The sequence below is a fragment of the Desulfoconvexum algidum genome (assembly GCF_055382125.1).
Map to the genome: position 1 here is coordinate 3,911,468 of NZ_AP042394.1, position 26,957 is coordinate 3,938,424.

31 protein-coding genes are annotated in these 26,957 nt (G+C 43.3%); 3 read left to right on the top strand and 28 right to left on the bottom strand.

Going from position 1 to position 26,957, the window contains the following annotated elements; genetic code table 11:
• Positions 1–3 precede the first annotated feature (3 nt).
• Genes ACZ45G_RS17760 through ACZ45G_RS17770 form a run of 3 tightly spaced genes read right to left on the bottom strand, consistent with a single transcriptional unit; the run spans position 4 to position 1,547 of the window.
• Positions 4–453, bottom strand: a complete 450-nt coding sequence (locus tag ACZ45G_RS17760; protein ID WP_464171823.1) for a universal stress protein — start codon at positions 451–453, stop codon at positions 4–6.
• Between the two features lie 23 nt (positions 454–476).
• Complete coding sequence (locus ACZ45G_RS17765) at positions 477–1,217, bottom strand: cytidylate kinase-like family protein (RefSeq protein ID WP_464171824.1); 741 nt, start codon at positions 1,215–1,217, stop codon at positions 477–479.
• A gap of 36 nt (positions 1,218–1,253) precedes the next feature.
• A complete protein-coding gene (locus ACZ45G_RS17770) occupies positions 1,254–1,547 on the bottom strand; it encodes a glycogen-binding domain-containing protein (protein ID WP_464171825.1) in 294 nt (97 codons plus the stop codon).
• Positions 1,548–1,976: 429 nt separating this feature from the next.
• On the opposite strand from ACZ45G_RS17770, the gene ACZ45G_RS17775 reads away from it, so the two are divergent.
• Entirely contained in the window at positions 1,977–2,756 is a 780-nt protein-coding gene (locus ACZ45G_RS17775) for an enoyl-CoA hydratase/isomerase family protein (protein ID WP_464171826.1), read from the top strand.
• Positions 2,757–2,780: 24 nt separating this feature from the next.
• Here the strand turns inward: ACZ45G_RS17775 and ACZ45G_RS17780 are convergent, their stop codons facing one another.
• From ACZ45G_RS17780 to ACZ45G_RS17825, 10 genes are all read right to left on the bottom strand, one after another.
• Positions 2,781–4,493 (bottom strand): HD domain-containing phosphohydrolase, encoded by a 1,713-nt coding sequence (locus ACZ45G_RS17780; protein WP_464171827.1) that lies wholly within the window; start codon positions 4,491–4,493, stop codon positions 2,781–2,783.
• A gap of 47 nt (positions 4,494–4,540) precedes the next feature.
• Entirely contained in the window at positions 4,541–4,963 is a 423-nt protein-coding gene (locus tag ACZ45G_RS17785; protein WP_464171828.1) for a response regulator, read from the bottom strand.
• Positions 4,964–5,055: 92 nt separating this feature from the next.
• The gene (locus ACZ45G_RS17790; protein WP_464171829.1) at positions 5,056–5,349 is read right to left on the bottom strand and encodes a hypothetical protein; all 294 of its coding nucleotides are present in this window, start codon (positions 5,347–5,349) and stop codon (positions 5,056–5,058) included.
• Positions 5,350–5,377: 28 nt separating this feature from the next.
• Positions 5,378–5,941: a response regulator gene (locus tag ACZ45G_RS17795; protein ID WP_464171830.1), complete on the bottom strand. Its 564-nt coding sequence runs from the start codon at positions 5,939–5,941 to the stop codon at positions 5,378–5,380.
• A 254-nt stretch (positions 5,942–6,195) separates the two neighbouring features.
• Positions 6,196–7,098, bottom strand: a complete 903-nt coding sequence (locus ACZ45G_RS17800) for a response regulator (RefSeq protein WP_464171831.1) — start codon at positions 7,096–7,098, stop codon at positions 6,196–6,198.
• Positions 7,099–7,142: 44 nt separating this feature from the next.
• Entirely contained in the window at positions 7,143–7,664 is a 522-nt protein-coding gene (locus ACZ45G_RS17805; protein WP_464171832.1) for a YIP1 family protein, read from the bottom strand.
• Positions 7,665–7,724: 60 nt separating this feature from the next.
• On the bottom strand, positions 7,725–7,883 hold the full coding sequence (locus ACZ45G_RS17810) for a hypothetical protein (RefSeq protein WP_464171833.1): 159 nt from the start codon (positions 7,881–7,883) through the stop codon (positions 7,725–7,727).
• Between the two features lie 14 nt (positions 7,884–7,897).
• Positions 7,898–9,745, bottom strand: a complete 1,848-nt coding sequence (locus ACZ45G_RS17815) for an SLC13 family permease (RefSeq protein WP_464171834.1) — start codon at positions 9,743–9,745, stop codon at positions 7,898–7,900.
• Between the two features lie 26 nt (positions 9,746–9,771).
• Positions 9,772–10,224 (bottom strand): response regulator, encoded by a 453-nt coding sequence (locus ACZ45G_RS17820; protein WP_464171835.1) that lies wholly within the window; start codon positions 10,222–10,224, stop codon positions 9,772–9,774.
• A 23-nt stretch (positions 10,225–10,247) separates the two neighbouring features.
• On the bottom strand, positions 10,248–11,957 hold the full coding sequence (locus tag ACZ45G_RS17825; protein ID WP_464171836.1) for a sensor histidine kinase: 1,710 nt from the start codon (positions 11,955–11,957) through the stop codon (positions 10,248–10,250).
• A gap of 287 nt (positions 11,958–12,244) precedes the next feature.
• Between ACZ45G_RS17825 and trkA the strand changes: the two genes are divergently transcribed.
• Both trkA and ACZ45G_RS17835 read left to right on the top strand, forming a co-directional pair.
• Entirely contained in the window at positions 12,245–13,609 is a 1,365-nt protein-coding gene (trkA, locus tag ACZ45G_RS17830) for a Trk system potassium transporter TrkA (RefSeq protein ID WP_464171837.1), read from the top strand.
• Positions 13,609–15,060, top strand: coding sequence for a TrkH family potassium uptake protein (locus ACZ45G_RS17835; RefSeq protein WP_464171838.1), 1,452 nt, complete (start codon positions 13,609–13,611; stop codon positions 15,058–15,060). The genes trkA and ACZ45G_RS17835 overlap by 1 nt, the downstream gene beginning before the upstream one ends.
• 19 nt (positions 15,061–15,079) lie before the next feature.
• Here the strand turns inward: ACZ45G_RS17835 and ACZ45G_RS17840 are convergent, their stop codons facing one another.
• The 15 genes from ACZ45G_RS17840 to nhaD form a co-directional block, all read right to left on the bottom strand.
• Positions 15,080–15,556 carry a Crp/Fnr family transcriptional regulator gene (locus tag ACZ45G_RS17840; RefSeq protein ID WP_464171839.1) on the bottom strand — a complete coding sequence of 159 codons (477 nt, stop codon included), beginning with the start codon at positions 15,554–15,556 and terminating at the stop codon, positions 15,080–15,082.
• Between the two features lie 54 nt (positions 15,557–15,610).
• Entirely contained in the window at positions 15,611–16,114 is a 504-nt protein-coding gene (locus ACZ45G_RS17845; RefSeq protein ID WP_464171840.1) for a Crp/Fnr family transcriptional regulator, read from the bottom strand.
• Positions 16,115–16,126: 12 nt separating this feature from the next.
• The gene (locus ACZ45G_RS17850) at positions 16,127–17,899 is read right to left on the bottom strand and encodes a Na(+)/H(+) antiporter subunit D (RefSeq protein WP_464171841.1); all 1,773 of its coding nucleotides are present in this window, start codon (positions 17,897–17,899) and stop codon (positions 16,127–16,129) included.
• Positions 17,889–18,134 carry a hypothetical protein gene (locus ACZ45G_RS17855; protein WP_464171842.1) on the bottom strand — a complete coding sequence of 82 codons (246 nt, stop codon included), beginning with the start codon at positions 18,132–18,134 and terminating at the stop codon, positions 17,889–17,891. Before ACZ45G_RS17855 ends, ACZ45G_RS17850 begins: the two co-directional genes overlap by 11 nt.
• 58 nt (positions 18,135–18,192) lie before the next feature.
• Positions 18,193–18,333: a hypothetical protein gene (locus ACZ45G_RS17860; protein ID WP_464171843.1), complete on the bottom strand. Its 141-nt coding sequence runs from the start codon at positions 18,331–18,333 to the stop codon at positions 18,193–18,195.
• A 17-nt stretch (positions 18,334–18,350) separates the two neighbouring features.
• A complete protein-coding gene (locus tag ACZ45G_RS17865; RefSeq protein WP_464171844.1) occupies positions 18,351–19,826 on the bottom strand; it encodes a monovalent cation/H+ antiporter subunit D family protein in 1,476 nt (491 codons plus the stop codon).
• A 39-nt stretch (positions 19,827–19,865) separates the two neighbouring features.
• Complete coding sequence (locus tag ACZ45G_RS17870; RefSeq protein ID WP_464171845.1) at positions 19,866–21,407, bottom strand: complex I subunit 5 family protein; 1,542 nt, start codon at positions 21,405–21,407, stop codon at positions 19,866–19,868.
• A 3-nt stretch (positions 21,408–21,410) separates the two neighbouring features.
• On the bottom strand, positions 21,411–21,806 hold the full coding sequence (locus ACZ45G_RS17875) for a cation:proton antiporter subunit C (RefSeq protein WP_464171846.1): 396 nt from the start codon (positions 21,804–21,806) through the stop codon (positions 21,411–21,413).
• Between the two features lie 8 nt (positions 21,807–21,814).
• The gene (locus ACZ45G_RS17880) at positions 21,815–22,639 is read right to left on the bottom strand and encodes a Na(+)/H(+) antiporter subunit B (RefSeq protein WP_464171847.1); all 825 of its coding nucleotides are present in this window, start codon (positions 22,637–22,639) and stop codon (positions 21,815–21,817) included.
• Entirely contained in the window at positions 22,636–22,881 is a 246-nt protein-coding gene (locus ACZ45G_RS17885) for a Na(+)/H(+) antiporter subunit B (protein WP_464171848.1), read from the bottom strand. The genes ACZ45G_RS17880 and ACZ45G_RS17885 overlap by 4 nt, the downstream gene beginning before the upstream one ends.
• Positions 22,882–22,883: 2 nt before the next feature.
• Entirely contained in the window at positions 22,884–23,207 is a 324-nt protein-coding gene (gene mnhG / locus ACZ45G_RS17890) for a monovalent cation/H(+) antiporter subunit G (RefSeq protein ID WP_464171849.1), read from the bottom strand.
• A 35-nt stretch (positions 23,208–23,242) separates the two neighbouring features.
• Positions 23,243–23,530, bottom strand: coding sequence for an MrpF/PhaF family protein (locus ACZ45G_RS17895; protein ID WP_464171850.1), 288 nt, complete (start codon positions 23,528–23,530; stop codon positions 23,243–23,245).
• Positions 23,527–24,078, bottom strand: a complete 552-nt coding sequence (locus ACZ45G_RS17900; protein WP_464171851.1) for a Na+/H+ antiporter subunit E — start codon at positions 24,076–24,078, stop codon at positions 23,527–23,529. The genes ACZ45G_RS17895 and ACZ45G_RS17900 overlap by 4 nt, the downstream gene beginning before the upstream one ends.
• A 47-nt stretch (positions 24,079–24,125) precedes the next feature.
• Positions 24,126–24,599, bottom strand: a complete 474-nt coding sequence (locus tag ACZ45G_RS17905) for a response regulator (protein WP_464171852.1) — start codon at positions 24,597–24,599, stop codon at positions 24,126–24,128.
• A gap of 291 nt (positions 24,600–24,890) precedes the next feature.
• Positions 24,891–26,756 (bottom strand): sodium:proton antiporter NhaD, encoded by a 1,866-nt coding sequence (gene nhaD, locus ACZ45G_RS17910; protein WP_464171853.1) that lies wholly within the window; start codon positions 26,754–26,756, stop codon positions 24,891–24,893.
• Positions 26,757–26,957 lie beyond the last annotated feature (201 nt).

Here is a 26,957-nt window from a genome sequence, read left to right on the forward strand (position 1 = left end):
TAATCAATCAACTTGATGAAGTTCTTGCCTGACGATCAATACATTGCAGGGAGATTTATGCGCAATCCGTCTTGAAACACTGCCAAAAACCACAAGGCCTAACCCGGAAAAACCAGCAGAACCCGTTACCACAAGATCGGCATTTACCTCTTTTAGATAATTGATTATTTCAGATGAGGGATGACCTTCCCTGACAATAATCTTAGCATGAATGGCTTGATCTGTTTTCGATCCGTATCGTTTTTCCATTTCTCGTTCAATACTGGATAGTGGCGGCAGGATATCTTCTCCTGAAACGCCTCCGGCCATAAAAACAAAATTCACAATGGGTTCTCTGATATGGATAATATCCAAACTTGCCTGGTTTTCCTTTGCAATTGACAATGCTGTATTAAAGGCGTTGTCGGAATTATCGGAAAAATCTGTGCAGCATACTATTTTTTTAAATGTCATTTCGTCACCTGTTTGTTAAACCATTAGCTTTCTGTTGATCCAAATTTCTCTCCATAGGCACAGGCCACGATTTGGGCAGCCTGGGATACACCCGTGATATGATCCCTGTTGATGACCAAATCAAAATCATCATTGGAGGCTTCATTTTTTTGATAAACGGTTTGAAAAAATTTGTGTTGTTCATTATCCAAAACATTTAATTGTTTTTCAGCCTCTGACTGGGTTAGGTCCATCAGATTGGCCAGTCTATCAACCCGGTATTCCTTACTGCATATAAACCTTACCGATAGAACCCTGTTACGGGGCAGGATGTATTGTATCCCCCGCCCCACAAAAATAGTCGGCTCGATATTGGCAAGCGCGGTCACCGTCTTGACCAATTGCCTTGCATAATCACTTGTTATAAATGTTTTTTCACTGATGAGCATGGAAAAGAGCTCACTCATTTTACCAGGATGGCGTTCATCAAAAAAAGCAATGGCCTTTTCTGTCAGATTGGCATCCTTGGCCATTAGTTCCAGAATTTCTCTATCAACGACACGATAATCAATGATTTGAGACAGGTGATCCGCAATTTCCAGCGCACCCACTCCGATTTGCCTTGAAAAACAAATACTATTAAAAACCAGGGTTTTTCCCCCTCCCCTTTTTATATCCGCGTCCTCGCTGTTCCAGCGTTTGATATTTGCATCCAGCCAAGCCGATTTTTGCATCGTTTTTTTGCCATAATATCCAGGGTTATAGCCTTTTCCTTTATCATTCATTTTTTGTATTTCCCCTTTAATGTTTTAAGTCCTGATTCATTCTTTCACGGTCAACAGACTGTTATATGTTCCATACATGTTCAACCGATTCTGGTTATTTGCCGGGTCTTCCTGCCATTGTCCATCCACCATATACTTGTATTCATAATTGCCAGGGGTAAGCTTCAAAACCTTTTCCCATTCCCCTGCTTTTCCTTTTTTCATGGGATATTTTTCACCATCCCATTGATTAAAATCACCCAGAAGGGACACGTTTTGAGCATGAGGTGCATACAATAGGAATTCAATTTTTCTGGATTGCCTTTTTGATTCAGATTGTTTTTTTACCATTTTTACTCTCCTTTTATTGGGGTTCCTAATAGGCAAAAGGCAATTTCCATACCAATGAGATATTAATTTATTACCACCTGGAGACTAAAACGGCACAACTTCGAAGCGCCAAGAGATCTTTATAAAGATAAAGATTTTAATATGCGGTTTAATCATACAAAATAGGTATTTAAAAAACAGGAGGGTGTCCGTTTTCTTTACAAAACGTAAAAAAAGTTGTTCGCATCTTTGTGTTTGTCCACGCCACTCCATATTTAGGAGACCCTTCCTGATATCGGGGAAATCTCAGATCAAAGGGCAAAAGAATGGCATCCTTGTCACGAAAAAATACATTTTACATGGCATGTTACTTGCTGAGGTTATGTTTAATAAAGTTATGTTGATAAAAAGTTCCATTGAAGCAACCTAATTCTTCGGGAGAGAAGATATATGAAAAACAAAATCAAATGCCCACAAGGAAATTTCAGTTTTTTTTCAGCCCATTTAGACGAAGAAGTACTCCATATTCGTTTCAGAAAAAATCTTCTGGAACATTTAGCAGACCTTTCCAAAAGGGATATGATCTCCAATTTTGCAAACCAGGTTTCAAAATCCGGTGATGCCAAGGTGATCCTGCTCAATTCCGATTTTAGGGAAACCGGCTGCGAGGCATACACCAAATTTTTTTTAAAAGAAAAACAGACCCGAGACCTGACCGACCTGCACAAGCTGTGTAACATCACAAGCCAGCTTGTGCAGGGTCTCATGGGATTAGACCAGATGGTCATCCACGCCTGCCAGGGCAATGTGATTTCTCTTTTTTTAAATATCAGCCTGGCCTGTGATTATCGAATTGCAGCGGACAACACCCTGTTTTGCAATCCCTATCTCGACCTTGGTATGATCCCCATGGGTGGTGGCCCCTTCTTTCTTTCTCAAATGATGAGAGCCGGCAACCTGTGGGAAACCCTTTTACTGAACAAAGATATTGATGCCCAAAAAGCGTTGGAAATTGGCCTTGTGGACTGCGTGGTCTCTTCCTCGGATTTGGATAAAACCGCACTGGATACGGCCCACAGGTTTGCCGACAACAATGCCGGTACGCTTGCAGGTTTGAAACGACTCGTCAATTTTTCCAAAAGAGACCTCAAGGCCTATTTTGAATTGGAAAGAGAGGAAATTTTTAAGCGGCTAAATTCCCAGGATATTGCCAAGTACCTCATGAATTAACCCATACAGGTATAAAAATAAGTTTTATAAAGGGCCTTTATTCTTCTCCAACAAGGCTTTATCTCTTTCACTAAGAGAAAAGTTTTCAAGGACAACTTCTTCAAAGCCTCCTATGGTTTCACGAACTTTTAAAAACTCTTCAAAATGTTCAACAAACAAATCGGTAATATGAGGATCAAAGTGTTTCCCTCGTTCTTTTATAATTATGCCCAGCACCATTTCCGTGGGATATGGATCTTTATAGGGACGTTTGGATGTTAGGGCGTCAAAGGTATCCACAATCGCAACAATCCTGGCGGCAAGCGGTATCTGATTTTTTAAAAGACCCTTTGGATAGCCTGTACCATTGTATTTTTCATGGTGACATAGGGCAATCTGTTTTGCCATTTTCAAAATATCAGATTTTGACTCCGAAAGCAGTTTGGCCCCTATTATCGTATGGGTTTTGATGATTTCAAATTCTTCATGGCTGAGTTTCCCCGGTTTCAACATGATTTTATCGGCGATGCCTATTTTTCCAACATCATGCATGGGGGCTGCGTATTTAATAATTTCTATTTCTTTTTCAGACCATCCAAGTTTTTGTGCAAGAATCCGGCTATACTCACCTATCCTTACGATATGATCTCCGGTGTCCTCATCTTTGAATTCAGATGCTAAAACAAGGCGATGCAAAGAGTCAATGTATGCCTGTTTGAGTTCTTCGTTTTGTTTTTTCACTATCTCTTTTGATCGTTGTTCTCGTTCCTTGCTTTCAGTTTCAATTTCAAGGCGTTTTTGAAATTCCATTTTTAGATCTGAATACAACTGCGAATTATCAATGGCAATGGTCGCAATCGAAGAGAACTCTTCTATGATCGCAATTAGTTTCGTGTCAATCTTATCTTCATCATCACTCATTCCAATGACGCCCAAAAGCCTTGCCCCTGAAATTAAAGGCACTCCAATGATACATTGAACACCTTTAAATATTTCGCTGTTTGATCTATCTTTAAAATTCTCCCGGCTCATCACAATAATAGGTTCTTTACTGTCGAACACTTCTCCAATGAAGCCTTCTTCAGAGGTGACCTCATGTCCCATGTACGCTTTGTATCTGCCACAGGCCGCCTTTAAAATCAATTTGTCTTCCGAAGCGTTATATAAAAACATAAAACCGTTTGAAATTTGTGTTAAGGTGCAGGCTTTCATCAGGATAGCATTTAACAGATCAGATAAACCTAACCGGCGGATCATCCCAAGTGTTATCGCTTGGAGCGTTTGAAAATATTGAGAATGAAGTTCTTTTTGTTCTTTCAATAATTCATTTTGAGGAAAATTTTGGTGAAGTGAAATAAGGGAGATCATCTCATCATTCAACACATTAACAGGACTTGCATTCAGGTGTGCAAAAAAAGTATCTTCCTTACTTTTTTGTATTTCAACCTCACCGGTCCAAAATTCTCCGGAAATCATCGAATCAAGTATCTCAGCGGCCGTCTGGGAATCTTTGTAAAATTCTCGCAGTGAAAAAGAATCTGAAACAGGCGTCTGTCTATCTAACAACTGCAAAAATACCTGGTTGGGGTAATAATCGTCTCTTAAAAAATCATAAACAGCCATTGCAAATGGTGCTTTTTCAAATGCACATTTCCATTTCAAAAGCTGCATATTTTCTTCACAAAGCTGTTTATTTTGAGCCTCTAATTTTTCAACTTTTGAACTCAAATTCGCTACTTTTTTTTCCAAAGGAATCATTGGATTTCTCTCTGTTTAATGGACCATTTGTTGATCATTTCAGAAATCTATTTTGGGTTAACAGGTTTTGTCAAATGATCGTTCATACCGGTATCCAGGGACTTTTCCCGATCCCCAATCAGTGCATTTGCCGTCATGGCGATGATTGGCAGGTCATGATCAAGGACATCTGTTGTTTTGTCTTTGATATATTTTGTTGCACTATATCCATCCATTTCAGGCATCTGACAATCCATAAAAATCAAGCTGTATCTGGTGTTTTTCAGCTTTTGAATTGCTTGTTTACCATTGTTTGCAACGTCTGCCCGATACCCCAGTTTTTCAATAAAATTAATGGCAACCTTTTGATTAATCCTGTTATCTTCGACCAGAAGAATTTGAACCTGTTCTTTCTCAATTTCAGAAACAGAGTATTGCGTAATAATCGGTTGAGAGTGTTGAGGAGCCCCTTCAAGATTGCTGCCGGACAATACTTTAAGACAGCTTAAAAGCTTGGCTTGCTGACTGGTTTATCAGATATGCATCAAACCCTAATTTTTCATATTTAGATGCATCACCTCTGTTACCGATTGAGGTCATCATGACCATTTTTATTTTTTTTTAAAACAGGAGTCTTTTTTATCCGTTTGCACAAGCCAGAACCATTCATATGCGGCATTTGCATATCGATCAGGACAATATCAAAAGGGTTTTTTTCTGATGTGGCTTTGTTTAGCTTGCATAACGCATCGTAAATATAAAAGAGATTACTCAATACAAGGCTTACAATTATGACGAGGGAAATTAACAAAACAAATCGTAATGTTTCTTCTGTAAAAAATTCTTTTATTAGTTGAAACGAATTTATTGAAGACATATCACACGCCTATTTTTATATAAAAAAATCATTTCATCAAACGGTCAATTTCTTTAATCATCTGGATGGAATCAATCGGTTTAGGACAAAATGAATCAGCGCCGATCTTTAAAATTCTATTTTTGTTTTCTTTCGTATCATACCCTGAAATAGCAATGATTTTTGTTTTGGAGGTTTCAGGCCCATTTTTAATTTGTTCACAGACTTTAAACCCGTCCATTTCGGGCATGAACAAATCAAGAATGAGAAGATTTGGTTTATATTTAATGGTTTTCATGCCGGCTTCAAATCCATCTGAAGCATAAAACAATTCAAATTCTTTTTCTTTGAATAATCTGCTGAAATATTTTTGCATGGAAGGATCGTCATCGACTATTAATATTTTTTTGATTAATTCTCCACGATATCCACTGTACATTTTCTTTCGGTCCATGAATTCTTTAAGTACGGTTTCATTAATCCGGTGATGACCTCCAGCTGTGATGGCGGCATCTAACTGACCTGTTTTGATCCATCGCCAAACGGTAGACCGGGTTACACCGCATATTTTAGCGGCTTCAACAACCGTTAATTTATTTGATTGAGAGTTCATGGATGTTCATCTCTTTATTTCTTGTTACGAATTAATCAAATGCAACGAATACTACATATTGCATTTCAATCCATGTGTCAATTAAAATATTAAAATATTAAAATATTAAAATATTAAAATATTAAAATCCAGTTGCCCAGTGTCCCACTGGATGGCACTGGCGCACAAAAAAAACCCGGTGAAAGAAGTTGTCTTCCTTCACCGGGCATTGCAACCCCACTTAACGATTAATCATAAAAAAAGTAAATAACAAATCATTGGGTGGTTATTCTTTCCATTTCAAAGAACAGATCCTGTTCACGTAAGACCCCGGCTGTTTTCCCGGACACCGTCACAATCAGTCGCCTTTCATTGTTAAAGACCATCAGATAAGCGGCCTCCATCAGATTGGATCCTCCATCAATTGACAAAGGAGAGGGGGACATCACCTCGCTGATGCATTTGTTTTTCATCTGCTTGATCCCGACACTGAACATGTTCTTCCAAAACATGGGAGAATATTCAATACTGTCCGCCAGGGAGGGTTTCGGGGCTGACAGGTACGCCGGCATAATCATCTCGAGCATATCCCGGATGGTAAGAATCCCTTTCACCCCCCCATGGGTATCCTTCACGAGAATTGACCTGTGGCCGGTTTCCATGAGCTGGCTGGTGGCTAACTTTGAGATAAAGGAACGTTTGAGCTCGACAATGGCATCTTCAATGGTCTTTGTCTCATCAATGGTAGTATATTCTGAAATGGGGATCATAACATCCATAACCCGCGCCTCTTCATATTCCGCTGAGCTATTCTTAAGCCGACAGGCCTCCTTGATTTTTTCTGCCAGAAGATCAATATCACAGGGTTTTGACAGGTAGTCAAAGGCCCCCTCAACAAGGGCCTGCCTTGCAGAGGGTTTATCCCCGTGACCGGTGAGCATGATGACCGGCAGATCCGGATTGATCTTTTTTATTTGGGATAGGGTTTCGTGTCCGTCCATACCCGGCATTTTTATATCCAGGATGACAATATCTGGATTCTGCGCCATTTTTTCAAGTGCATCCTCCCCTGATTCGGCCAGAATTGTTTCAAATCCCTTTTTAGAAAGAATCTTTTGGGTGGTATCTCGAAATCGTTTCTCATCATCCACCATTAGTATTTTTATTTGTTTTATCATTTGTTTTGTCTCCAAATTTTTCTGCTATTTTATCAGAATAGCGGCTATTTATAAAAGGCCAAATAAAGGGAATACAAGAAAAAGAACTCAATGATCATGGTCAACACCAGAATCAACAATGCCGGTTTCCATGAGAGTTTACAGGAATTTTTAAGCCCTGTATAAATCAGCCACCATTTCCAGGGTTCGGTAAACCACAGAAACATGGACATCCATGACACCAGCAAAGTGATCCCCGATGAGAAAGCACAGACACTAAACACGAGAGAAAATCTGGCTTTCTTTTTCTGGGTCATCACCATGATCATATAGCTTAAACCCGCCGGGATAAACACCATGCCAACACTGTTGAGAAAAAAAATCCCTCCCATCTTGACCGGACTGGAATAGGTACCGGTCAAAAGGCTTGCCGCACAATAAAACAGACTGCAAATCACACAGAATCCCAAAGATTTTGCCATGGTTTCATTTTTTGGCAATTCCGTAAAAAATCGCCTTGGCTCTATCAGAATCTGAATCACTGCATACCCATAAAATCGACAGGTTTTGAATAGTTTTCCAATCATTGTTCATATCTCCCTTTATTTTCCTGGGAATGACAAATAGATCATTCTATTGTCACAGACCTAAAAAATTCCTAATTTTACAAACACACCCGCCAGCAGCATGCCCATTGTCATGAAAAAGCACACCCGCCGTTCTGTGGCTTTGGAAAAATAGGATTTTCCCTCTTTCAGGTTTAACTTGCCAAACCAGGACGCTTTTAAATTATCACTTTTTTCCATATTCTTAAATCTCCTTAAAACCCAGGTAAACCGCCAAATCCTCTGAATATCCAGTACACAGCTGTCACAAGAATCAACACGATATTGGCGATAAAAAACATGGGAATACCCACCCTTAAGAAATCTTTAGGCTCCAGATATCCACTGGCATAAACAATGGCATTTGGAGGGGTGCCGATAACCAGACAATAGGCAAATGAGGAGGCAATAGCCGTTCCCATGGCCATGAAGGGCAGAAAAGAGGTGCCCGGATGAACCAATCCCGCCATGTTCAGGGTGATCGGTCCGACCGCCGCTGCTGCAGGACCGTCCGCCATCAGGTTCGTCAAGATTGCGGTCATTCCGTTACTGACCACCATCAAGGGAACGCCAGCGTCCATGCCCAATGGTGCTAGAAGGTCAATCACGGTTCTGGCAAGCCAATAGGCAGCCCCTGTACTGTCCAGGGTTCTTCCGAAGATAATGGCACCGGCATAAAGCCAGACCACGCCCCAATCCACTTTTTCCTGGTAATCCCGCCAATTGACCACACCGGTCAGGATATAGCCAACAGCTCCGGCCACGGCAATAACCCCTATCCCTAAACGGATGGGATAGATGCCCATATTAAAGAACGCTTTTTCCGTAAACCAGCCAAATACCATGATAATAAAGATGACCAAAGCCCATATCTGCTTTTTATTCCATGCCCCCATTTTTTCGATTTCTACTTTCAATTGATCCATGGCAGGGGCAAGAGAGGTTATCCTAGGTTTAAACCTGAAATTTGTTACGATCCAGGTAGCGGGAATCATGAGAAACAAAAAGGGAAAACAATAGGTTACCCATTGAAAATAACCAATATCAAACCCAAACATATCGGTGAGATAGGTCATCATGATAACGTTTCTGGCACCGCCGGAGGGGGCGCCAGGTCCGCCGATGTTACAGGCCATGGCAATGGCGATCATAAGCATTTTAGCCAATTCCTTGTCTTCGGGGATCTCTTTGGTCAGACTGTTCTGGTATAGGAGCATACCAATGGGAAGAAACATGGCCGCCAGGGCGTGATCGGAAATAAATGCCGCCAAAGGCGTGATGATCAAAAAGAAGATCAAGGTTATCCATTTCACATTGGGAACCGCCAGCCTTTTGAACATCATCAGGCAGACCCTTTTGTCCACACCCGTCTTGACAAAGGCCGCCGCAAACATCAGGCTGCCCATGATAAACCAGCAGGCATCACTCCAATAGAGCATGGCCACCTCTTTTCTCGAAACCACCCCGGTAAAAACCAGGATCAAGCCGATGCAGAAAGCCACCGCCGGAAGGGGGATACATTCGGTTAAAAAACAACCCACCACAAAAATTCCCATGGCAATGGCAACCTTTATATTCCAGGCGCCTTTGTCTGCCTTTGCTTGATCTTTTGCCGACAGATTTTCATATTTGAGCCCATCTTTTCTCAAGTCCAATGCCGTTTTCATCATGACGAGGTATTGATCGTCGGAGATGTTATCCAAGACATAGGCATGGGCTTTATCAAAATTTTTCTGACTGACCTCAATTTTATATTTTTTGCACCATTTTGTATTTCGAGCCAAAAACCGCTTTTTATTCAAGGCCCCGACCCGCATGTTCTGTTCCATCATCTTTGCGGTCAGCAATTCCCATTGTTGTGCATCGGAACTATTTTTTCCAAACAAAGAGGTGGTCAAATGATTTATCACCGCCCCTGGGGCGACCTTGTATTCCATACCGACATCCTTCATGCCATAGGGGGTCGGCATGATTAATACCACAAAGAAAAGGATGACCGGCACGATCAACACCTTCCAGTTAACATATTTATCGTATCCGGTCAGTTGTTTTGTTTTTTCCATGTTTCACTCTCCATATTAATTAAATTTTAGCTATTGTCCTCTTTAATAATTTCCCGGGGGGATCTCATAAATTTTTTATTTTGGGCAATTCTGATTTTTTCTTCCAGTCGCTGTCGCCGTTCAAATGCCGCCATTGCCTTTTCTAAAATTTCATCAATATCTGCAGGCTTCATGAGATAATCACAGGCCCCGGATTTGAGGCCGTCAATGGCCGAGTCCACCGTGGCATGACCCGTCAGCATAATCACCTCCACCAACGGATAAAGCGCCTTGATGGCCTTCAAGGTTTCGTTACCATCCATCCCCGGCATCTTGACATCCAGAACGACCACATGAACATTTTGGCGTTTCAATAGGTCAAGGGCCTCTTTCCCACCCGGGGCGATCAACACCTCAACCCCCTTTCGCTCAAGCAATTTTTGGGTTGTCATGAGATATCGTTCCTCATCATCAACCAGCATCATCTTCATTTTTTCCAAAATTTTACCTCCTTGGATTATCATCAATTTACAGCCGGCAGACTGATAACAAAAGTGGTGCCGACATTCAGTTCACTTTTAACTTCCATGGTTCCGCCAAAACCTTCTATGATCCCGTAACAAACAGAAAGCCCGAGTCCGGTCCCCTTGCCCACCGGCTTAGTCGTAAAAAACGGAGAAAATACTTTTCCCATATTTTCAGGACGAATACCGGTTCCATTGTCTCGTACCAAGATGACAAGCCACTGCTCGTCCTTTTGAGAACAGGTGATACTTAGTACCCCCCCTGACACACCATGGCGTTCTGTTATGGTATCCAATGCATTGTTAAAAAGGTTCAGCAGAACTTGCTGGAATTGGGAAGGATCCCCCATGAAAGCTGGAGAATCTTCGGAAATATCCTTTCGGATATCAATGCCACCAACCTTGGCTTTTTTCTCGATCATATGAATGATCTCAGGTATGATCAGGGAAGGAATCAATGGTTGCTGTTGGGTCTCATTTTTCCGACCAAACTTTAAAATGGCGTGGGTGATGTCTGCACATCGGTTCACCTGAAGTTTTATCTGATCCAAAGAGCCCTCAATTTCACCCATGGCATCACTGGCTTGTTCATCAAATTTCCCGGAAATATCTTCCAGCAGGATCTCAATCAGCGATTGTTCGCTTTTAATTATCTGAAGAGGATTGTTTATTTCATGGGCAAAACCGGCAGCCATTTCTCCTATCTCTGCCAATTGAGCGGCCCGGATCAGCTGGTGTCCCAGGCTTTCCTTTTCCTGACCCAATTGTTCAATGCGTTTCAGGATACGATCTGTCATAAACACGGCCAAGACAATGATAACTGCCCCGCCAATGACCATGATGCCCAAACTGATGTATAAAGCGGCATAAAGGGATGAATAGGCATCCTCTTTTTCCTGCCGGACCACCAGAAGCCATTCATTATTTTTAAGCCCAGCTGTGGCATACAAATAGATATTCTTATCAGCGTCAGATCTAATAAAGGTTTGGATGCGGTCTTTGAGGGGGGGGAAACTTAAATATTCAGGATCATTCTCCATGACCCTGATATCATTGGAACGTCTGTTGGTTTGTGATATCCCTTTATTGTTGAGGATATAGGATTCCCCTGTCCGCCCAATTCGCACCTTTGATACCAATCTATCAAAGAACAGGGTATCGATGGTAGCCCTCACCACCCAGGTGTTGTCCCCTGTTCCCTGTCTTACGGCAATCACAAAATGGGGAGTGTTTCTATATCCCAAAAAGATATCACTGATGTAGGTTCCATTTTCCATCACCTCTTTGAACCAGAGGGCATTTTTATAGTGTTTCCCTTTCAAGGGATACTCTCCAACATAGTTTACATGGACCCCTTGGGAATCAAACAGGCCCAGATCGACAAATGCTGTGGACCGTTTTTTCAGTTTTTCAAATATGGTTTTAAGAAATTGCTTTTGAATCATCTGTTCAAAACGGGTGGTGTCTGTAATGAATTCAAGATCAGCGGTTCGTTCCATTAAAAAAGACGCGATCATATCCCGATGATCTTCCACTGTCCTGGCTAAGTTGCCGGCCGTATTTGTTTCAATGGTTATGGTGAAATAATAAAAACTGACCCCAATGGCCAATATAAACGGAATAAACGGGACAACAATCATATTGGTTAAAATAGATCGTTTCAGTTCCCCTTTTTTGGTTTGCTTTGGCTTTGTCTTACCCATCATCATTTAACCCCTTAAATTTGGTTCAATTGTCCAATGGCCTATAAAAACCTATTAGCAACTATGATGCCGATAAACATTTGGCAGACATTAAAACCATAACCAATTGTAATTATAGGAATTCTTAAATTTTATAAACGATCACACATTGAAATATCACCCCACCGGGTGTCTGTTTTTTTATCAACCTGTAAAAGAGGATCGGTCCAAAGGAAGCGGCGAAGATTGACAGTCTTTTAATGATTTAGTAAGTTCCCCTGCTAGCTTTTATCAATTATGGCAGGAGAATTCAGTTGAAAATAATTATTGTGGGTGCAGGAGAAGTCGGATACAATATTGCCAAACGGCTGGCTTCGGAGAATAAGTATGTGATCGTCATAGACCAGAACCATGATGCCTGCCGGCGTATTTCCGATGATCTGGACGTTCAGGTTATCACCGGTTCCGGCAGCAGCCCCAGGGTTCTTCTGGAGGCAGGAATTGAAGATACAGATATTCTCCTGGCAGTCACTGACTCTGATGAAATTAATCTGGTGGCCTGCCTGATCACCAATCTTTTGTCACCAACCACCAAAAAGCTTGCCCGGATCAGGGATTCAGACTTTGATGCTTACCATGACAGCTTTAAAAATCAGATTCCCCATATTGATACCGTGATCAACCCTGAAATAGAGGTGGTCAACACCATCCGGAAGCTCATGGATGTTCCCGGTGCCCAGGATATCGGAGATTTCGTTGATGGAAAAGTCAAATATGTGGGTATCCGCCTGGGTAACCAATGCCCCATTGTCGGAATGCGCCTGATTGATTTTCATGATAAATTTGGCGAAGACAGACCCCTGATAGCCGCCATTATCCGCAACAATGAAGTGATAGTCCCCAGGGGCACCCATACGATTGAACCCAAAGACCTGGTCTATTTTGTCTGCGAAACGGGGAAATTAGAAAAAACATTAAAACTGTTCGGTATAAATATCCAGCCCATCAAAAGCGCCCTGATCATCGGCGGCGGACGTATCGGCACCCGGCTTGCCAAAAGACTTGAACGAGACGGCGTAAAGCTGAAGATCATTGAAGCGGATCGAGACCGGTGCCATGACCTTTCAGAGCAAATGCATAAAACAGTGATCCTCCACGGAGACGGATCAGACCAGAAACTATTTATAGAAGAGAATGCCGCTCAAAACGATGTGGTGGTCTCTGTAACCAACGATGACGAGACCAATGTCCTGGTCTCTTTGCTGGCCAAAAACCTGGGGGTTAAAAACACGATCACCCGGATCGGAAAAGCAAGCTATTATCCCCTTCTTGCCACCATCGGTATCGAAAAAGTGGTCAGCCCCCGGTTGTCGGCTGTCTCTTCCATCCTCAAGGATGTCAGACAGGGAAATGTCCTTTCAGATATTTCCATCATGGGTGAACGGGGAGAATTCATTGAAGCCATTGCCCTTGAAACCTCGGATATCACCAACAAACCCCTGAAAAAGATTTCCTTTCCCAAGGGATCTATTCTCGTGTGTATCATCCGAAACGACCAGGTGATGATTCCGTCAGGAACAAGTGTGGTAGCACCCGGGGACCGGATTATTCTCTTTGCCGTAAAACATGCGGTCAAAAAACTTGAAAAAATGCTCACCGTCAAGCTGGATTTTTTCTAATGCGCTGGCCCTTTATTTCACGAATTATCGGCATCCTTCTCGTTTTCATGGGGCTTGCCATGACAGCCCCCCTGGCATGCAGTTTCTATTTTAAGGATATGGCCGATGGCGGGATCACCGAATCCATTGCCATTACAATGGCTGCGGGCCTGGTATTGATAATTCTCTCAAGAAAATTTGATGAGGATGCCTATATCAATCAAAAAGAAGGGATGACCGTTGTGGCCCTTGGTTGGACAGCCATCGGACTTTTCGGTGCCCTGCCCTTTTATCTTTCCCCTGAATTTACAAATTTTACAGATGCTTTTTTTGAATCCGTGTCCGGGTTTACCACCACGGGATCATCGGTGATGATCCATATTGAAGCTGCCGCCCCAAGTCTTTTATTCTGGCGCAGTTTTATCCAATGGCTGGGGGGCATGGGGATCATTGTCCTATCTCTTGCCATTCTTCCTTTTTTGGGGGTTGGCGGAATCCAATTGTACAAGGCTGAAGTCCCAAGCCCGGTTCCCGATAAGTTGACCCCCCGCTTGAGTGATTCCGCCAAAATTTTATGGATGGTCTATGCCGGCATGACCCTCATTGAAATCATATTTTTGCTGGCCGGGGGCATGCCCCTGTTTGAATCAATCTGCCATGCGCTCACCACCCTTCCCACGGGCGGGTTCTCACCCAAAAATGCCTCGGTGGGCCATTATAACTCTGCCTATTTTGAGTATGTGATTGTGGTGTTTATGCTGTTGGCAGGGATTAATTTTTCCCTGCATTACCAGATGCTTCGGGGCAAAAGCCTGGCATTCTGGCGAGATACGGAATGTCGATTCTTCATCGGGTTGGTGTTTATCTGCACCCTGGTGATCACCTGGGACATCTACGGATCGGTATACGATTCCCTTAAAGATGCCTTCCGGTATTCACTCTTTCAGGTAGCGTCCATCATCACCACCACTGGATTTGCCACGGCGGATTATGAACGATTTCCCGGCCTCAGCCAAATTATTTTGTTCGCCTGCATGTTCATCGGTGCCTCTGCCGGGTCCACCGGGGGCGGGATGAAATGTGCCAGGATCATTATCTGTTTTAAATATTGTTACAAAGAACTGTTCAAACTCATCCACCCCCGAAGCATCAGCCATGTAAAAATCAACAACATTGTCATTCCCAACCATGTCCTGCAGTCCATCATGGGATTTTTAGCCCTGTACATGCTCTTGTTCCTTGTATCCACGATACTGCTTGCCGCTATGGGAGTTGACATGTTGACAGCTTTAGGAGCAGTTGCTTCGTGCATCGGCAATATCGGGCCGGGATTTGGCACCGTGGGACCGGCGGAAAATTTTGCCCACCTGCCGGTACTTGGCAAATGGCTTCTGGCCTGGTGCATGCTTCTGGGACGCTTAGAAATCTATACGGTTATTATTCTCTTTGTCCCGGAATTCTGGAAAAAATAACGCTCCATTGCAACGGTTTTTATTGCAGCGGTTTTATTTCAGAATGGGTGGCAAGGGACAATAGAAACTGGCGGGTATGCATTTCCATTCGTGCTTTAAAAAGCCGGACCACTTTGAGCATTAAAATATGACCCAGCTTAAAATCCTCCACAAACAATTGGTGCATCTTTTTTCCAGGGATAGAAACAAGTGTTGTGTCTTTAACACAGATGGCGGTATAGGCACTGGAGGATTCCTCCATGAGTGCAGACACCCCGAATGTTCTTCCTTCATCTATTTTATCTAAAACCAATGCCTTTCCTGAAGCCGACTGGATGGTAAAATGCACCCTGCCGGAAACCAGCATATATAAATGGGTGAGATCCTGATGCTCATGAAAGACAACGGCATTTTTCTCAAAAGTTTCAAGGGTTGCGATTGAACCGATTTTTTCGATTAATGGGTCTGGCAACTCCCTGAGGAAAAGCATTTTTTTTAATATCTCTCGTTCAACCATTGGTATGTATCCTAGTGTTTATCATCATTTATCCGGTTTGTTTGGGCAGCCCACTCATTTGGTACTGTTTATCCATGTATCATAGACATCTTCTTTCATATCCAGATCCTCGACAAGGGTCTTGAAAATCATCTGGGCCCGATTGTCCATAAATCGCTTATACCGCTTTGAAACATCCATCATGATATAATACCCCAGTTCATGATTTTCTTCAAACAATTGGATCATCCTTTCGCCGGAAACCGTTATGATTTCACATGGTTCCTGGCAAATGGCAGAATAAAATGCAGTCGTGCCTTGAATCATTGCAGAGGTCCCGAAAGAATTACCCGATTGAATATATTCAAGGATCACATCCATATCAGGGGTGATATTTCTTTTGATTGCCACCTGCCCCATGACCAGCATACAAAAATTATCGATTTTTTTATTAACGGTTATCAGCTGCGCACCCGTGCTGAAAATGCTCAACTGTGCTTCCTTTGCAATAATATTCAGCAGGTGATCGGGAAGTTTTTTCAGCAGGTTGATCCGTTTTAAATCTTCTATTTTTACCATATTCAGGCCTCGCTAGGTTATTATAAAGATCAGGAGAATAAAGGATATGGCCACGGCAGCACCAATACCAATGGGCAGGGTCCCTTGGAGGATATCATTATAGAGCCTGCGTTTCTTTATTTCCAGACGTTTATCCCGGTACCCGATCAAAAGCCAGAAATTGACGGCCACAAACAAGGCAAAATTTGCTGATGTATGTTGAAAAAAAACCGCAACACTTTTTACAAATTTCATTAAAACACTTTCAGATACCCGGTTTAATGAATTGAGCCCCCTGTCAAGTATCTTGTATGCAAACTGCCCGAACAGTCGGTAGGTCCAGTCCGCATCAAGATTTTTGCTTCGAACTTCCATAACATAATATCCGGAAAGAATCAAAAGTGTAAATGCCAATGCGCCGAACAAAAGCAGCTGCAGCTGCCCGACAACATGGGCACCGGTATAGGGTGTATAATGAACCGGAAAAGGCAGTAAATTGTATAAAGGCTGATAGTACACGCCTAACCCCACACAAAGAAAGGCGGCAATCCCCATGGCAGCCAGCATGTTTAAAGGGGGCTCTTTGGCACGAATTCCTGAATCATGGCCAAAGAAGGTAAAGAACGGCACCTTGATACCGGCATGGTCAACAACACCGGTTGAGGCAAACTGAAGCACCAGCCAGATTAAAAATATTTTTTCATGGGCAGATGCACTGATAATCATGGATTTAGAAACGAATCCGGAAAAGAACGGGAACGCAGATATGGAGGCAGCACCCACCATACAAAAGATACAGGTCAGGGGCATGGTTTTATAAAGTCCGCCCAGCTCAGTACATTTTATTTTACCGGTCATTTGAAGAACAGAACCGGCTGCCATAAACAAAAGGGCCTTATAAATAATATGGCAAAATGCATGGGCGACTGCCCCATTCAAAGCAAGCTCACTGCCGATACCGATACCCACCATCATAAACCCGACCTGATTCATCAAGCTATAGGAGAGAACCCTTCGGATATCATTTTCAAGAACTGCATAAAATATGGGCAAAGAGACCATCAATGCGCCGATAACAATCAAAATATCAGCCCCGGGAAAGGTTCTGATCAATAGATAAACAGCTGATTTTGTCGTAAATGCACTTAAAAAAACCGTACTTGTCGGCGTTCCGTTTGGGTATGCATCCGGCAACCATGCATGGAGCGGAATGGCGGCGGCATTCAAGGCGATCCCTATAAAAATAAGATAGGATTCAATTCCGGTAAGACCGATATAATCAAAGGCAATGGTTCCTGTTTTCTGGACATAGAGAACAATCCCGGCCAAAAGAAAAAGACCGCCGATCAGATGAACCAGGATATACCGGAATCCGGCTTCCCGCGATTCTTTGGTTCTGGATGCAATGATCAGAAAGGTGGAGCTGACCGCCATGATTTCCCAAAAAAGATAAAGGGAAAGGAAATCTCCGGCCATCACAACCCCCAGGGTTGAACCCACATAAAAAAGAGCGGAAACGTGCTGGAGATTGTCCTTTACATGCAAGGCGAATAAAATCCCGAGAAAGGCCATGATGGTAAAAATATAAGCAAATATCAGTGACAGCTTATCCATACGCCCCAGTATCAACTCATACCCCCAAAAATCGACCACCCAGGTGTTCCCAACGGGAAGTTTTAACAATATAAGAAATACCACAACCGGCAGGGCCAGCATATAAATGGCTTTTGCCTTACCCCTCAAAAAGGGTATCAAAAGAGCGCCCAATATAAATACCAATGCAGGGGGGAACATATTAGTGGTCATAATAATCCTCTTTGCGCATGATTATTTTTCTTAAAACTTTGGCAGCAAATATCAAAAAAACATAGGAAATAAATCCGTAAACCGCATAAAATCCATAAAAATGTTGTACTGAAAACTCACCGTGCATATCCACAAAACTTTCTGCGATCAGCAGCAGCACCAGGGCCACATAAAACCCCATGCGAAGCCTTTTGACATTTTTAGGGCTGTCAAAAATGGTTAATTCTTTTTTCATAAAGTTCCCTTAACTCCTTGAATTTTCAGTTCGACCTAGGAAGCTATAGCTAACCGTTTTATACATGTGAAAAAATATAAATAAAATAAATGACTGCCACACTGATAATAATGTGAAATGCCGTTTTGTACCCCGGGACCTCGTCATGGTCCAGAACTTCAAATTCTTCCCCATTAAATTTTTTCTTTTTTATGCCCATATAGACTCCTGATTTAATTAAAGGCCCAGTCCGACGTTTATCAGGTTGACAAAAATCGTTGGGTAAAAGAATAAAACGATTGAAATAGCTGCTGTTATCATCAAAGGGATGACCAGGCAAAGATTTGCTTCCTTTATTTTCACTGGAACGCCATCCACTTCTTCCTCGCTCTTACCAAAAAAACCTTTGTATACGATGGATAAAAAATAAAAGGCATTCAGAAAGGAGGACACCAGCAGCACCACCATAAAAATGGACTGTTGGGCTTCAAGGGTTCCTAAAATCAAATTCCATTTACTATAAAACCCACCAGTGGGGGGAAGCCCGATCACCCCCAAAGCCCCAATAAAAAAGGCTGCAAAGGTAAAGGGCATTTTTTTACCCAGACCGCTCATCTGAGAGATATATTTTTTGCCGGTTGCCACGTAAATGGCCCCTGCACAAAAAAACAAGGTAATTTTTCCAAAGGCATGCATGGCAATATGGATAACCCCACCCAAAAGTCCCTGGGGAGACAACAATGCCACTCCAAAAATAATATAGGACAACTGGCTGATGGTTGAATAGGCAAGCCGTCTTTTTAATTCATCCTGGGAAAGGGCAATACAGGAAGCAAGAAGAATGGTCGTGGAAGCGATGATCATCACAATAATGCCCAGTTCATACTTTGCAAGAAGATCAATACCGAAAATACCTGTCATCACCCGGACAATGGAGAAAACCCCCACCTTGACAACGGCCACTGCATGCAATAGGGCACTGACCGGAGTTGGGGCCACCATTGCAGCAGGAAGCCATGAATGAAACGGCATGATACCGGCCTTGGCAAATCCGAAAACAAACATCAAAAGCAGAACAATGGCGGCAGGTTTTGATAATTGATCCGCAAAAATACCGGCGGTGGAAAATTCAAGGGTTCCGGTTATATGATAGCAATAAATCATGGCAGGTAATACAAGACCAATGGATGTGCCTAAAATAAAGATCAGGTATCTTCGACCGGACACTTTTGATTGTTCATCCTGATGATGGGCAACCAGGGGATACGTGGCCAGGGACAATATTTCATAAAACAGATAAAGGGTTAAAAGGTTCGCAGAAAAAGCCGCTCCGATGGTGGCAGAAATAGCCAGGGCAAAAAAACAGACAAACCGTGTCTGCCCATGTTCTTTGAGCCCTCTCATATAGCCGATCGAATAAATGGAGGTGATGATATACAAAGAAGAGGCCACCAGTGCAAACAGCATCCCAAGTCCGTCCACCCTGAAAGCAATATCAGCGCCGGGTACGATTTCAAACAAGGTGAGACCAATTTGTTTTCCCTGTAAAATTACCGGAAGCATGGACAAAACAATTAAAAATTTTATGATTCCTGCAAGAAAGGTCCATGATTCTCTTGCATTGGGTTTGTCCGAAGAAGAGATCAATGCGGGAATGACAAGCAGAGAGACCAAAACAGCCAAAAGAGGTTTAATTGAGACAATGGTTTCCATTTTATTGGGGTGCCTTTCGTTTAATAATCAAGTACATTTTCACCTTAAAAAAGGAAGAATAATCGTATTTACAATGGTTCCTGAAAAAAGCCCGACAACGATCAGGGAAAGACTGACAAGCCCGGACACGATAAGCATGGATACAGGCGCTTCTTCCATTTCTATTGGGGAATGTGCGTCCGATTTTCCATGACCCAATTCTCCATGACCCAATTCTCCATGATCCGATTCTCCATGATCCGATTCTCCAAGATCGGGTGAAGCTGGAAAAAAACAAATTTCAAAAACCCTGAAAAACAAAACCGCACAGATCAGGCTGGAAATGATAAGGGCTGCCGCAAAATGATAAGCGCCCTTTTCAAAGGCCGCCATGATCAGGTACCACTTGCTGAAAAAACCGCAGGTGGGCGGAACGCCTATGATACTGAATGCGGCAATGACAAAACCTGCCATGGTCCAGGGCATTTTACCAAAAAGGCCTGTGAGGTTGGCGAGATCGACATTTTTAAATTTATACACCATATTTCCAACGGCAAGGAAAACCGCAAAGGTCATCAATGCATCATTTAATATGTGCAAGATCGCACCGGTCATGCCCAGTTGATTGCCCATCCAGGCTCCCCCGACCATATAGCCGATTTCACAGACAATGATATAGGCCAGCATTTTTTTGAGATTTTTCTGGGCAAGCGCCATCACACCGCCGTAAAGAATGGCAATGGTTGCCAGAACAACAACGGCATCTGAAAAATGAAGGGTATTAAAGATATAATCATACCCGAATACGGTAATCATCAGCCGTATCATCACATAAATCATGACCTTTGTCATCAAAGGGGCAACCACCCGTAAAAAAGCGACGGGAGAATAGGAATAGGCATTGGGCAGCCAGACATGCAGGGGGAAAAGCGCCATTTTAATCCAAAGGCCGACCATGCAGAGAATAAATCCGGTCAGTACAGTGGAAGACCCGTGATGACTCGCAAGGATCGTGGCTACATCCGCCATATTAAGGGATCCTGTCTGCATATAAAGATATCCCACGCCCAGCAGATAAAAACTGGCCCCGATAACACCGATAAAAACATAATTGAGACTTGCCAGAGGTCCCCTGTCCTTGTCTCCTAAAGCCACCATGGCGTAGCTGCTCAAGGAAGTGATCTCGATAAGGACATAAAGATTAAACAAGTCACCCGTGGCCGAAACACCCAAAAGTCCTGTGACAAACAAGCAATAAATGGAATAAAATGCACCGGTCCTGTCATGGGTTTCCTGGCTGACACTTTCAAAGCTAGCCACAAGATTCAGGCAGGCGATGCCCGATACAATCACAAGAACCATGGCATTTAAAAGATCAATCCTATATTCGATACCCATGGGAGGCGCCCAACCAGCGATCTTGTACTGGATGGGTCCATGAGCTATGACCTGCATCAACACCTTAACGGAACAAACGGTTGACAGGGCAAGGCCGACCAGGGCAATGGAGTAGGACAATCGTTTTTCGACCCAGACGGCAAGGCCAGCTAAAAGGGCTGCAATAAGCGGTACAACAACGATGAGTACGGGGTAATTATCCATAATTTATTTTTCCGATAAGCGCATCCGAAGTTCGTCTTCTTCCAGGGTTTGATACCGCTGATAAATTCTAACCGCAAGGGCCATGGCAACACCAAAGGTTGCAACGGACACCACAATGGCGGTCAGCATCAAAACATGGGGCAACGGGTTAATATAATCAATGGCATGGATGACCGAACCATGTCCGCCATGTACATTTTCAATAATCGGCAGGGTGGCACCTCGTTTATAGCCGATGGATACATAAAAAAGGATGATGGCGGTTTGAAAGATGTTCATGCCCACCAGTTTCTTGATCAGATTGTTTTTTGCAATCATGGCGTAAAGGCCGATCATCATCAAAACCACATAGAGCCAATAATTGTATTTTGCCACGATCAGGGCCAATAAATCCGTCATATTTTTACCTATAGTCCTTCATCGTGTCTGCCGGCAGAGACAATATTAACATAAATGATGACCATCACCGCAGTAACCGCGATTCCCACACCAATTTCAACCCCCAGCATCCCCAAGGCTCTCACATGATGGGGATCGCTGGGCAACAATGGCGCCAATTTAGAATAATCCAGAAAATTGCCGCCCATGGGCATACAAATGGCGGCAATACCGACGTAGATCAACACCCCGACAGCGGCATAAATGCCAAGGACTTTTTCCTTAACCCGTCTCATAAGGGTTTTTAAATTATAGGATATGGCCAACAAGATCAGACTGGAACCCAGGATTACCCCTCCCTGGAATCCGCCACCCGGGGAGAAATCGCCATGGGCAATGACATAGAGGCCATAAATCTGGATGAACGGAATTAAAATCCGGCACACCGTTTTAATAATCAAATCCGACGGAACCCAGTCCTTGTCCATATATTCAAACTCTCGTTCCACCAGCAGCACTTTTTGGCTGTCCTTCACATGGAGGATAACGCCAGTTGCTGTATGGCGATAAAACCGTTCTTCTTTTTCCCGAAAATCTCTCAACAGAAGGAAGCATGCAAGACCTGCCGTAAAAATCACTGCCGTTTCAAACATGGTGTCAAATCCACGATAATCTGCAAGAACGGCGGTTACGATGTTGGGGACCTGGGTTTGGTCAAAGGCTTTTTCAAGATAATCGTTTGAAAGATGGACGGATGCAGGGGAATGCGGATCTCCCCAGTCAGGAAATTCTCCTGTTCCGTAAAGCAGCATGGCCCCTGTCAGACAGACGACAATAAACCCTAAAAATTTCAATCTTTTGTCCTCCTGCTCGTCCTGAAAATGGCCGCCACAAAGAAAACCGTGCTGACCCCCGCCCCGACGGTGGCTTCGGTAAAGGCAACGTCAACAGCCCCCATAACCGCCCAGAGCAGACACATCATAAATGAATAGGCACCAAATAAAATAGCGGTTGCCAGCAGATCTTTAACAGTAATCGCGGCGATTGCGCAAAAAATAACAAAGGTTAACACAATCAGATCAATTGGCCAGTACATGATTAACCCTTCCGCTTCTTTTTAGTCCAATGCCGCAACCCTGCCCGCATCCCCGCGTCAACAATGGAATGGGTGGCGGTTGGACTGGCAAGAAACACAAAAAATACGATTAAAAACATTTTTATGGAAAGCAGCAAAGATTCCAGGGAAAAGTGATGAAGATTATAGAGTGCAAGTCCCATCACCATGGCAAGGATCCCAAGCGTATCTAGTTTTCCTGCCGGATGAAGGCGGCAGTAAAAACCCGGCATCCGGATAATACCGACAGAGGCTCCCAGAAAAAATACCATGCCTGTGACCAATAACAAAACAACAAGTATATCCATGATTCCGCCAACCCCCCGTGGCAATATTTAAATGATCAATCCATAAACGATTCTTCGTAAAGCCCTTTTCTTTTGTGAAAATAACGGGATGCTGCCAATACGGCGACAAAGTTCAAAAACGCATAGGCCAGGGCAATATCAACAAACATATCAATGCGTTCATACAAAAAACCAATCAATAATAAAAGGACGACGGTCTTGCTTCCAATGGCATTGACCCCAATGAGTCGGTCCAGAACCGTCGGACCGAACACGGTCCTATACAGTGAAAAAAGCATCAAAAAACAGATTCCCAATGAAATGCTTAGAAAAAAAGGTATCATATATCTTCTCCAAAAACTTTCGCAACCTTTTCCAACATGATGCCGGGCAAGGCTTCAGCAGATTCTCTGTCAATGGCATGCACCTTGAACACCCCGTCACTGTCTGCGGTTACGGTTATGGTTCCGGGTGTCAACGTGATGGAATTGGCCAGGGTCGCTATGGCCATATCGGATTTTAAATTGGTTTTAAAGGTAAAAATATGGGGATCTATAAGATCGATCATGCGGGGATGGAAGGTAAGGCGCAGCAAATGAAAATTGGCTTTAATGATTTCCCAGATCAGCCAGGGACAATATTGAACAAATCGAACAAAAATTTTGAAATATTTTGCTTCCAGGGCAGGAAACAACAGGTCATAAAAATAAAATGACACCAGAAGGCTTGAAATCACCCCCAGCCATAACAGAAGCGGTTCAAATTTTCCTGACAATACAAGCCAGGTCAAAAACATCAAAATAAAGGTGAGTAGAAAAGAAAGAAAGGACTTAAAAAAAGTGGCTGTTGATTTACCGTTTTTTTTGGCAATGCCATTATCGTCTGTCGTCAATGAACCACCCCTCCCCAAATGTAGAAAGAATCAAGAATCAACAACTGCTATTTTTCGACGCCGTAGAGCTTTCGGAATTTCCCATACATTTTTTTAATGGCACCCTCTTTTTTTGTTCCCGCTGGAAAATCATCAGAATCGCCAGCTTTATCCTGCTGAACCCTGTAATCATAGGCTGCATTTATGGTCTCAATCAATGTATCCATATCCACGGGTTTGGATAAAAACTTAAAGGCATTATATTTTCCACTTTCCAGCGCATTTTCAACACTTCCATGACCGGTTAGAACAATACAGGGCAAATTGGGCTGCAAATCTTTCAGCCTTTTCTGAACTTCGATCCCATCAATTCCCGGCATCTGCAAATCCACAACGGCCACATCAAAATCCTGGTTTGCAGCCGCTTCAACACCTTCTTCTCCGGAAAAAGTTGTTTTAACCGTAAATCCATCAAGAACAAGTCGCTTGGCAAGATATTTTAGAAATGTCTGTTCATCGTCTACAAAGAGGAGTTTCATCATACATCCTTTACATGGTAAAAATAAGGCTATCTTTGTTTTTCCTAAAAGTCTGTATCTTATTGGCTCAATATAATTAGCAAAAGAGGAGCTCTGAGTCAATACAAAAAAAGATATCGGGACATATCGATTTATTAGTCAATATTTCAGTAAGTTAACAATAACCCACACTTTAAATCTTGGGTAAAACCTTGTATTGACAAACAATAATTATCGCAGGGGGAGGGGAAAAGGAACCCGGCAAATTTTTCGCCGGGTTCCTGTAAAGGTCTGATCGTTTATTTCATGTATCGTTTATTTCACAATGTGCATGAGCGAGGAGTTGAGCCAGAGATGAACAAGGATACTAAGCCCATATCCCAAAGCAATCACAGGCGTCCATTTGAGATGGGCGCCAAAGGTGTATACACCCCGGGCCGTTCCCATAAGCGCCACGCCGGCAGCCGAACCAATGGAGAGCAAGGACCCCCCCACACCTGCCGTGAGGGTGACAAGGAGCCATTGACCATGAGACATGATCGGATCCATGGTCAAAACCGCATACATCACCGGTATATTATCCACAATGGCGGACAAAATCCCCACCAGTGAATTGGCATAGGTCGCTCCCAGGCCTGTATACATAAAGTGGGAAACAAACCCCAGATATCCGAACTGGGCGAGACCTCCCACACAAAGAATGACCCCGTAAAAAAACAGGAGGGTGTCCCACTCGGCCCTGGCAATCCTTGTCATTAGATCGAAATGGGCTGTTTCAGAGGTGAATTCCGCTGCATCCCGAACAATTTGAATGGCACCGATAACATGGCCGTTCTTGTCCCGAACAGGTGCTGCGGTCATGATCATCCGGGTGCCATGTTCGCCGATATTGGGCAAAAAAGCAGCGGCCTCGTGGCCGGCTTCAATGATTTTACTCTCATGGTGCTCCCCCTGGTACAATTTTTGAAATTCCGTTTCAGGGGCGTTGTCAAGGACCATATCCACCAGAATTTTGGTTTTTTCCGACCTGAACGGGGACCAATACTTGTCCGTGCCGATTCGATCCTTGGCAGGAACACCGGTAAGTTTTTCAACGTATTTATTCCAATGGGTAACCTTGCGCTCAAGGTTAATGGCAAAGGCCGGATAGGAAATGGAATCCATGATATGGGAGATGGACTTGGTTCTTTTAGAAGTGGCATATTGGGGGTTGAACGGCACTGAATTGCGAACCCCCAAAATGGCGTCATACTTGTTATACCGTCCTTCATGCATTTTGATATGATAGGAGAAAAAACCAAGGTAGCCCAACCCCAGCATCATGCCGGCAGCAGGGGGAAGATGGAGAAAATTGTGAAAACACACCGCCGTGACAATGGTGCACAAAAAAAGAATGATCATGGGAACCGCCCCATATTTCATCTGAACATTATCCTCACCCGCCTCGGGATTGCCCTTGCCGATGGCAAACATCATGATAACGGCAGGAACCAGCCAGTTGACCAATGCGGGGAGAAAAAGATCAAAGAATTCCAGGAACTGCACCTTTCCCTTCTGCCAGACCATGAGGGTGGTGATATCACCAAAAGGTGAAAACGCGCCGCCGGCATTTGCTGCCACAACGATATTGATACAGGCAAGGACAACAAACTTTTTATTTCCTCCCCCAACTGCCATCACTACAGCCCCCATCAAAAGGGCGGTGGTAAGGTTATCTGCCACAGGAGAAATGAGAAAAGCCAGCAGTCCCGTAATCCAGTAAATTTTCACCAGGGAATAACCGCGGCTGACCAGAAAGCCACGAAGCCGTAAAAACACAAACCGGTCTTCAAGGGAGTTGATATAGGTCATGGCGACCAGAAGAAACAAAAAGAGCTCGGCATACTCAAGCAGACTGTCCTTAATCGCCTGATGGGCCGTATGGGTATCGCCTATCTGAATATAGGCAATTGCCACCAATACCCAGATGATACCGGCCGCCATGAGAACCGGTTTACTTTTCCTCAAGTGAATGGTGTTTTCAAAGGGAACCAGGGCATAAGCGCCCACAAACAGCAACACGCCCATATACCCCCAGACGGTATGGGTTAAATCCACCAGTACATTGGCATCGTATCCACCAGATGCCAATGCGACAGCCGGCCCACCCAGCAGTGTCAACAAACAAATCAAAACTTTCATTTTTCTCTCCGTTGGATCAAGACCGTTGCATGTCTTGTCCCTATTTAACAATCTCAAATTTTAACCTTATCACACCCAATCTATTCTTTTTCTGCCATCACATCTTTATTACCGACAAGTAAAGCGAATCAAACAAGTCAAATAAGTCAAACAAATCAAAGACTGTACTTGATCAATTAATCTAAGTCAATTCTTTTTTTA

Coding starts and splice junctions, on each gene's coding strand:
- ACZ45G_RS17815 (WP_464171834.1), bottom strand. CDS start 9,745: ATGGAAAAAACAAAACAACTGACCGGATACGATAAATATGTTAACTGG.
- ACZ45G_RS17775 (WP_464171826.1), top strand. CDS start 1,977: ATGAAAAACAAAATCAAATGCCCACAAGGAAATTTCAGTTTTTTTTCA.
- ACZ45G_RS17835 (WP_464171838.1), top strand. CDS start 13,609: ATGCGCTGGCCCTTTATTTCACGAATTATCGGCATCCTTCTCGTTTTC.
- ACZ45G_RS17770 (WP_464171825.1), bottom strand. CDS start 1,547: ATGGTAAAAAAACAATCTGAATCAAAAAGGCAATCCAGAAAAATTGAA.
- ACZ45G_RS17800 (WP_464171831.1), bottom strand. CDS start 7,098: ATGATAAAACAAATAAAAATACTAATGGTGGATGATGAGAAACGATTT.
- ACZ45G_RS17805 (WP_464171832.1), bottom strand. CDS start 7,664: ATGATTGGAAAACTATTCAAAACCTGTCGATTTTATGGGTATGCAGTG.
- ACZ45G_RS17875 (WP_464171846.1), bottom strand. CDS start 21,806: ATGACGGATTTATTGGCCCTGATCGTGGCAAAATACAATTATTGGCTC.
- ACZ45G_RS17885 (WP_464171848.1), bottom strand. CDS start 22,881: ATGTACTGGCCAATTGATCTGATTGTGTTAACCTTTGTTATTTTTTGC.
- ACZ45G_RS17905 (WP_464171852.1), bottom strand. CDS start 24,599: ATGATGAAACTCCTCTTTGTAGACGATGAACAGACATTTCTAAAATAT.
- ACZ45G_RS17860 (WP_464171843.1), bottom strand. CDS start 18,333: ATGGGCATAAAAAAGAAAAAATTTAATGGGGAAGAATTTGAAGTTCTG.
- ACZ45G_RS17840 (WP_464171839.1), bottom strand. CDS start 15,556: ATGGTTGAACGAGAGATATTAAAAAAAATGCTTTTCCTCAGGGAGTTG.
- ACZ45G_RS17870 (WP_464171845.1), bottom strand. CDS start 21,407: ATGGATAATTACCCCGTACTCATCGTTGTTGTACCGCTTATTGCAGCC.
- ACZ45G_RS17845 (WP_464171840.1), bottom strand. CDS start 16,114: ATGGTAAAAATAGAAGATTTAAAACGGATCAACCTGCTGAAAAAACTT.
- ACZ45G_RS17810 (WP_464171833.1), bottom strand. CDS start 7,883: ATGGAAAAAAGTGATAATTTAAAAGCGTCCTGGTTTGGCAAGTTAAAC.
- ACZ45G_RS17780 (WP_464171827.1), bottom strand. CDS start 4,493: ATGATTCCTTTGGAAAAAAAAGTAGCGAATTTGAGTTCAAAAGTTGAA.
- mnhG (WP_464171849.1), bottom strand. CDS start 23,207: ATGGATATACTTGTTGTTTTGTTATTGGTCACAGGCATGGTATTTTTT.
- ACZ45G_RS17865 (WP_464171844.1), bottom strand. CDS start 19,826: ATGGAAACCATTGTCTCAATTAAACCTCTTTTGGCTGTTTTGGTCTCT.
- ACZ45G_RS17765 (WP_464171824.1), bottom strand. CDS start 1,217: ATGAATGATAAAGGAAAAGGCTATAACCCTGGATATTATGGCAAAAAA.
- ACZ45G_RS17855 (WP_464171842.1), bottom strand. CDS start 18,134: ATGAAAAAAGAATTAACCATTTTTGACAGCCCTAAAAATGTCAAAAGG.
- ACZ45G_RS17795 (WP_464171830.1), bottom strand. CDS start 5,941: ATGAACTCTCAATCAAATAAATTAACGGTTGTTGAAGCCGCTAAAATA.
- ACZ45G_RS17895 (WP_464171850.1), bottom strand. CDS start 23,530: ATGATACCTTTTTTTCTAAGCATTTCATTGGGAATCTGTTTTTTGATG.
- ACZ45G_RS17760 (WP_464171823.1), bottom strand. CDS start 453: ATGACATTTAAAAAAATAGTATGCTGCACAGATTTTTCCGATAATTCC.
- ACZ45G_RS17790 (WP_464171829.1), bottom strand. CDS start 5,349: ATGTCTTCAATAAATTCGTTTCAACTAATAAAAGAATTTTTTACAGAA.
- nhaD (WP_464171853.1), bottom strand. CDS start 26,756: ATGAAAGTTTTGATTTGTTTGTTGACACTGCTGGGTGGGCCGGCTGTC.
- ACZ45G_RS17850 (WP_464171841.1), bottom strand. CDS start 17,899: ATGACCACTAATATGTTCCCCCCTGCATTGGTATTTATATTGGGCGCT.
- ACZ45G_RS17825 (WP_464171836.1), bottom strand. CDS start 11,957: ATGATGATGGGTAAGACAAAGCCAAAGCAAACCAAAAAAGGGGAACTG.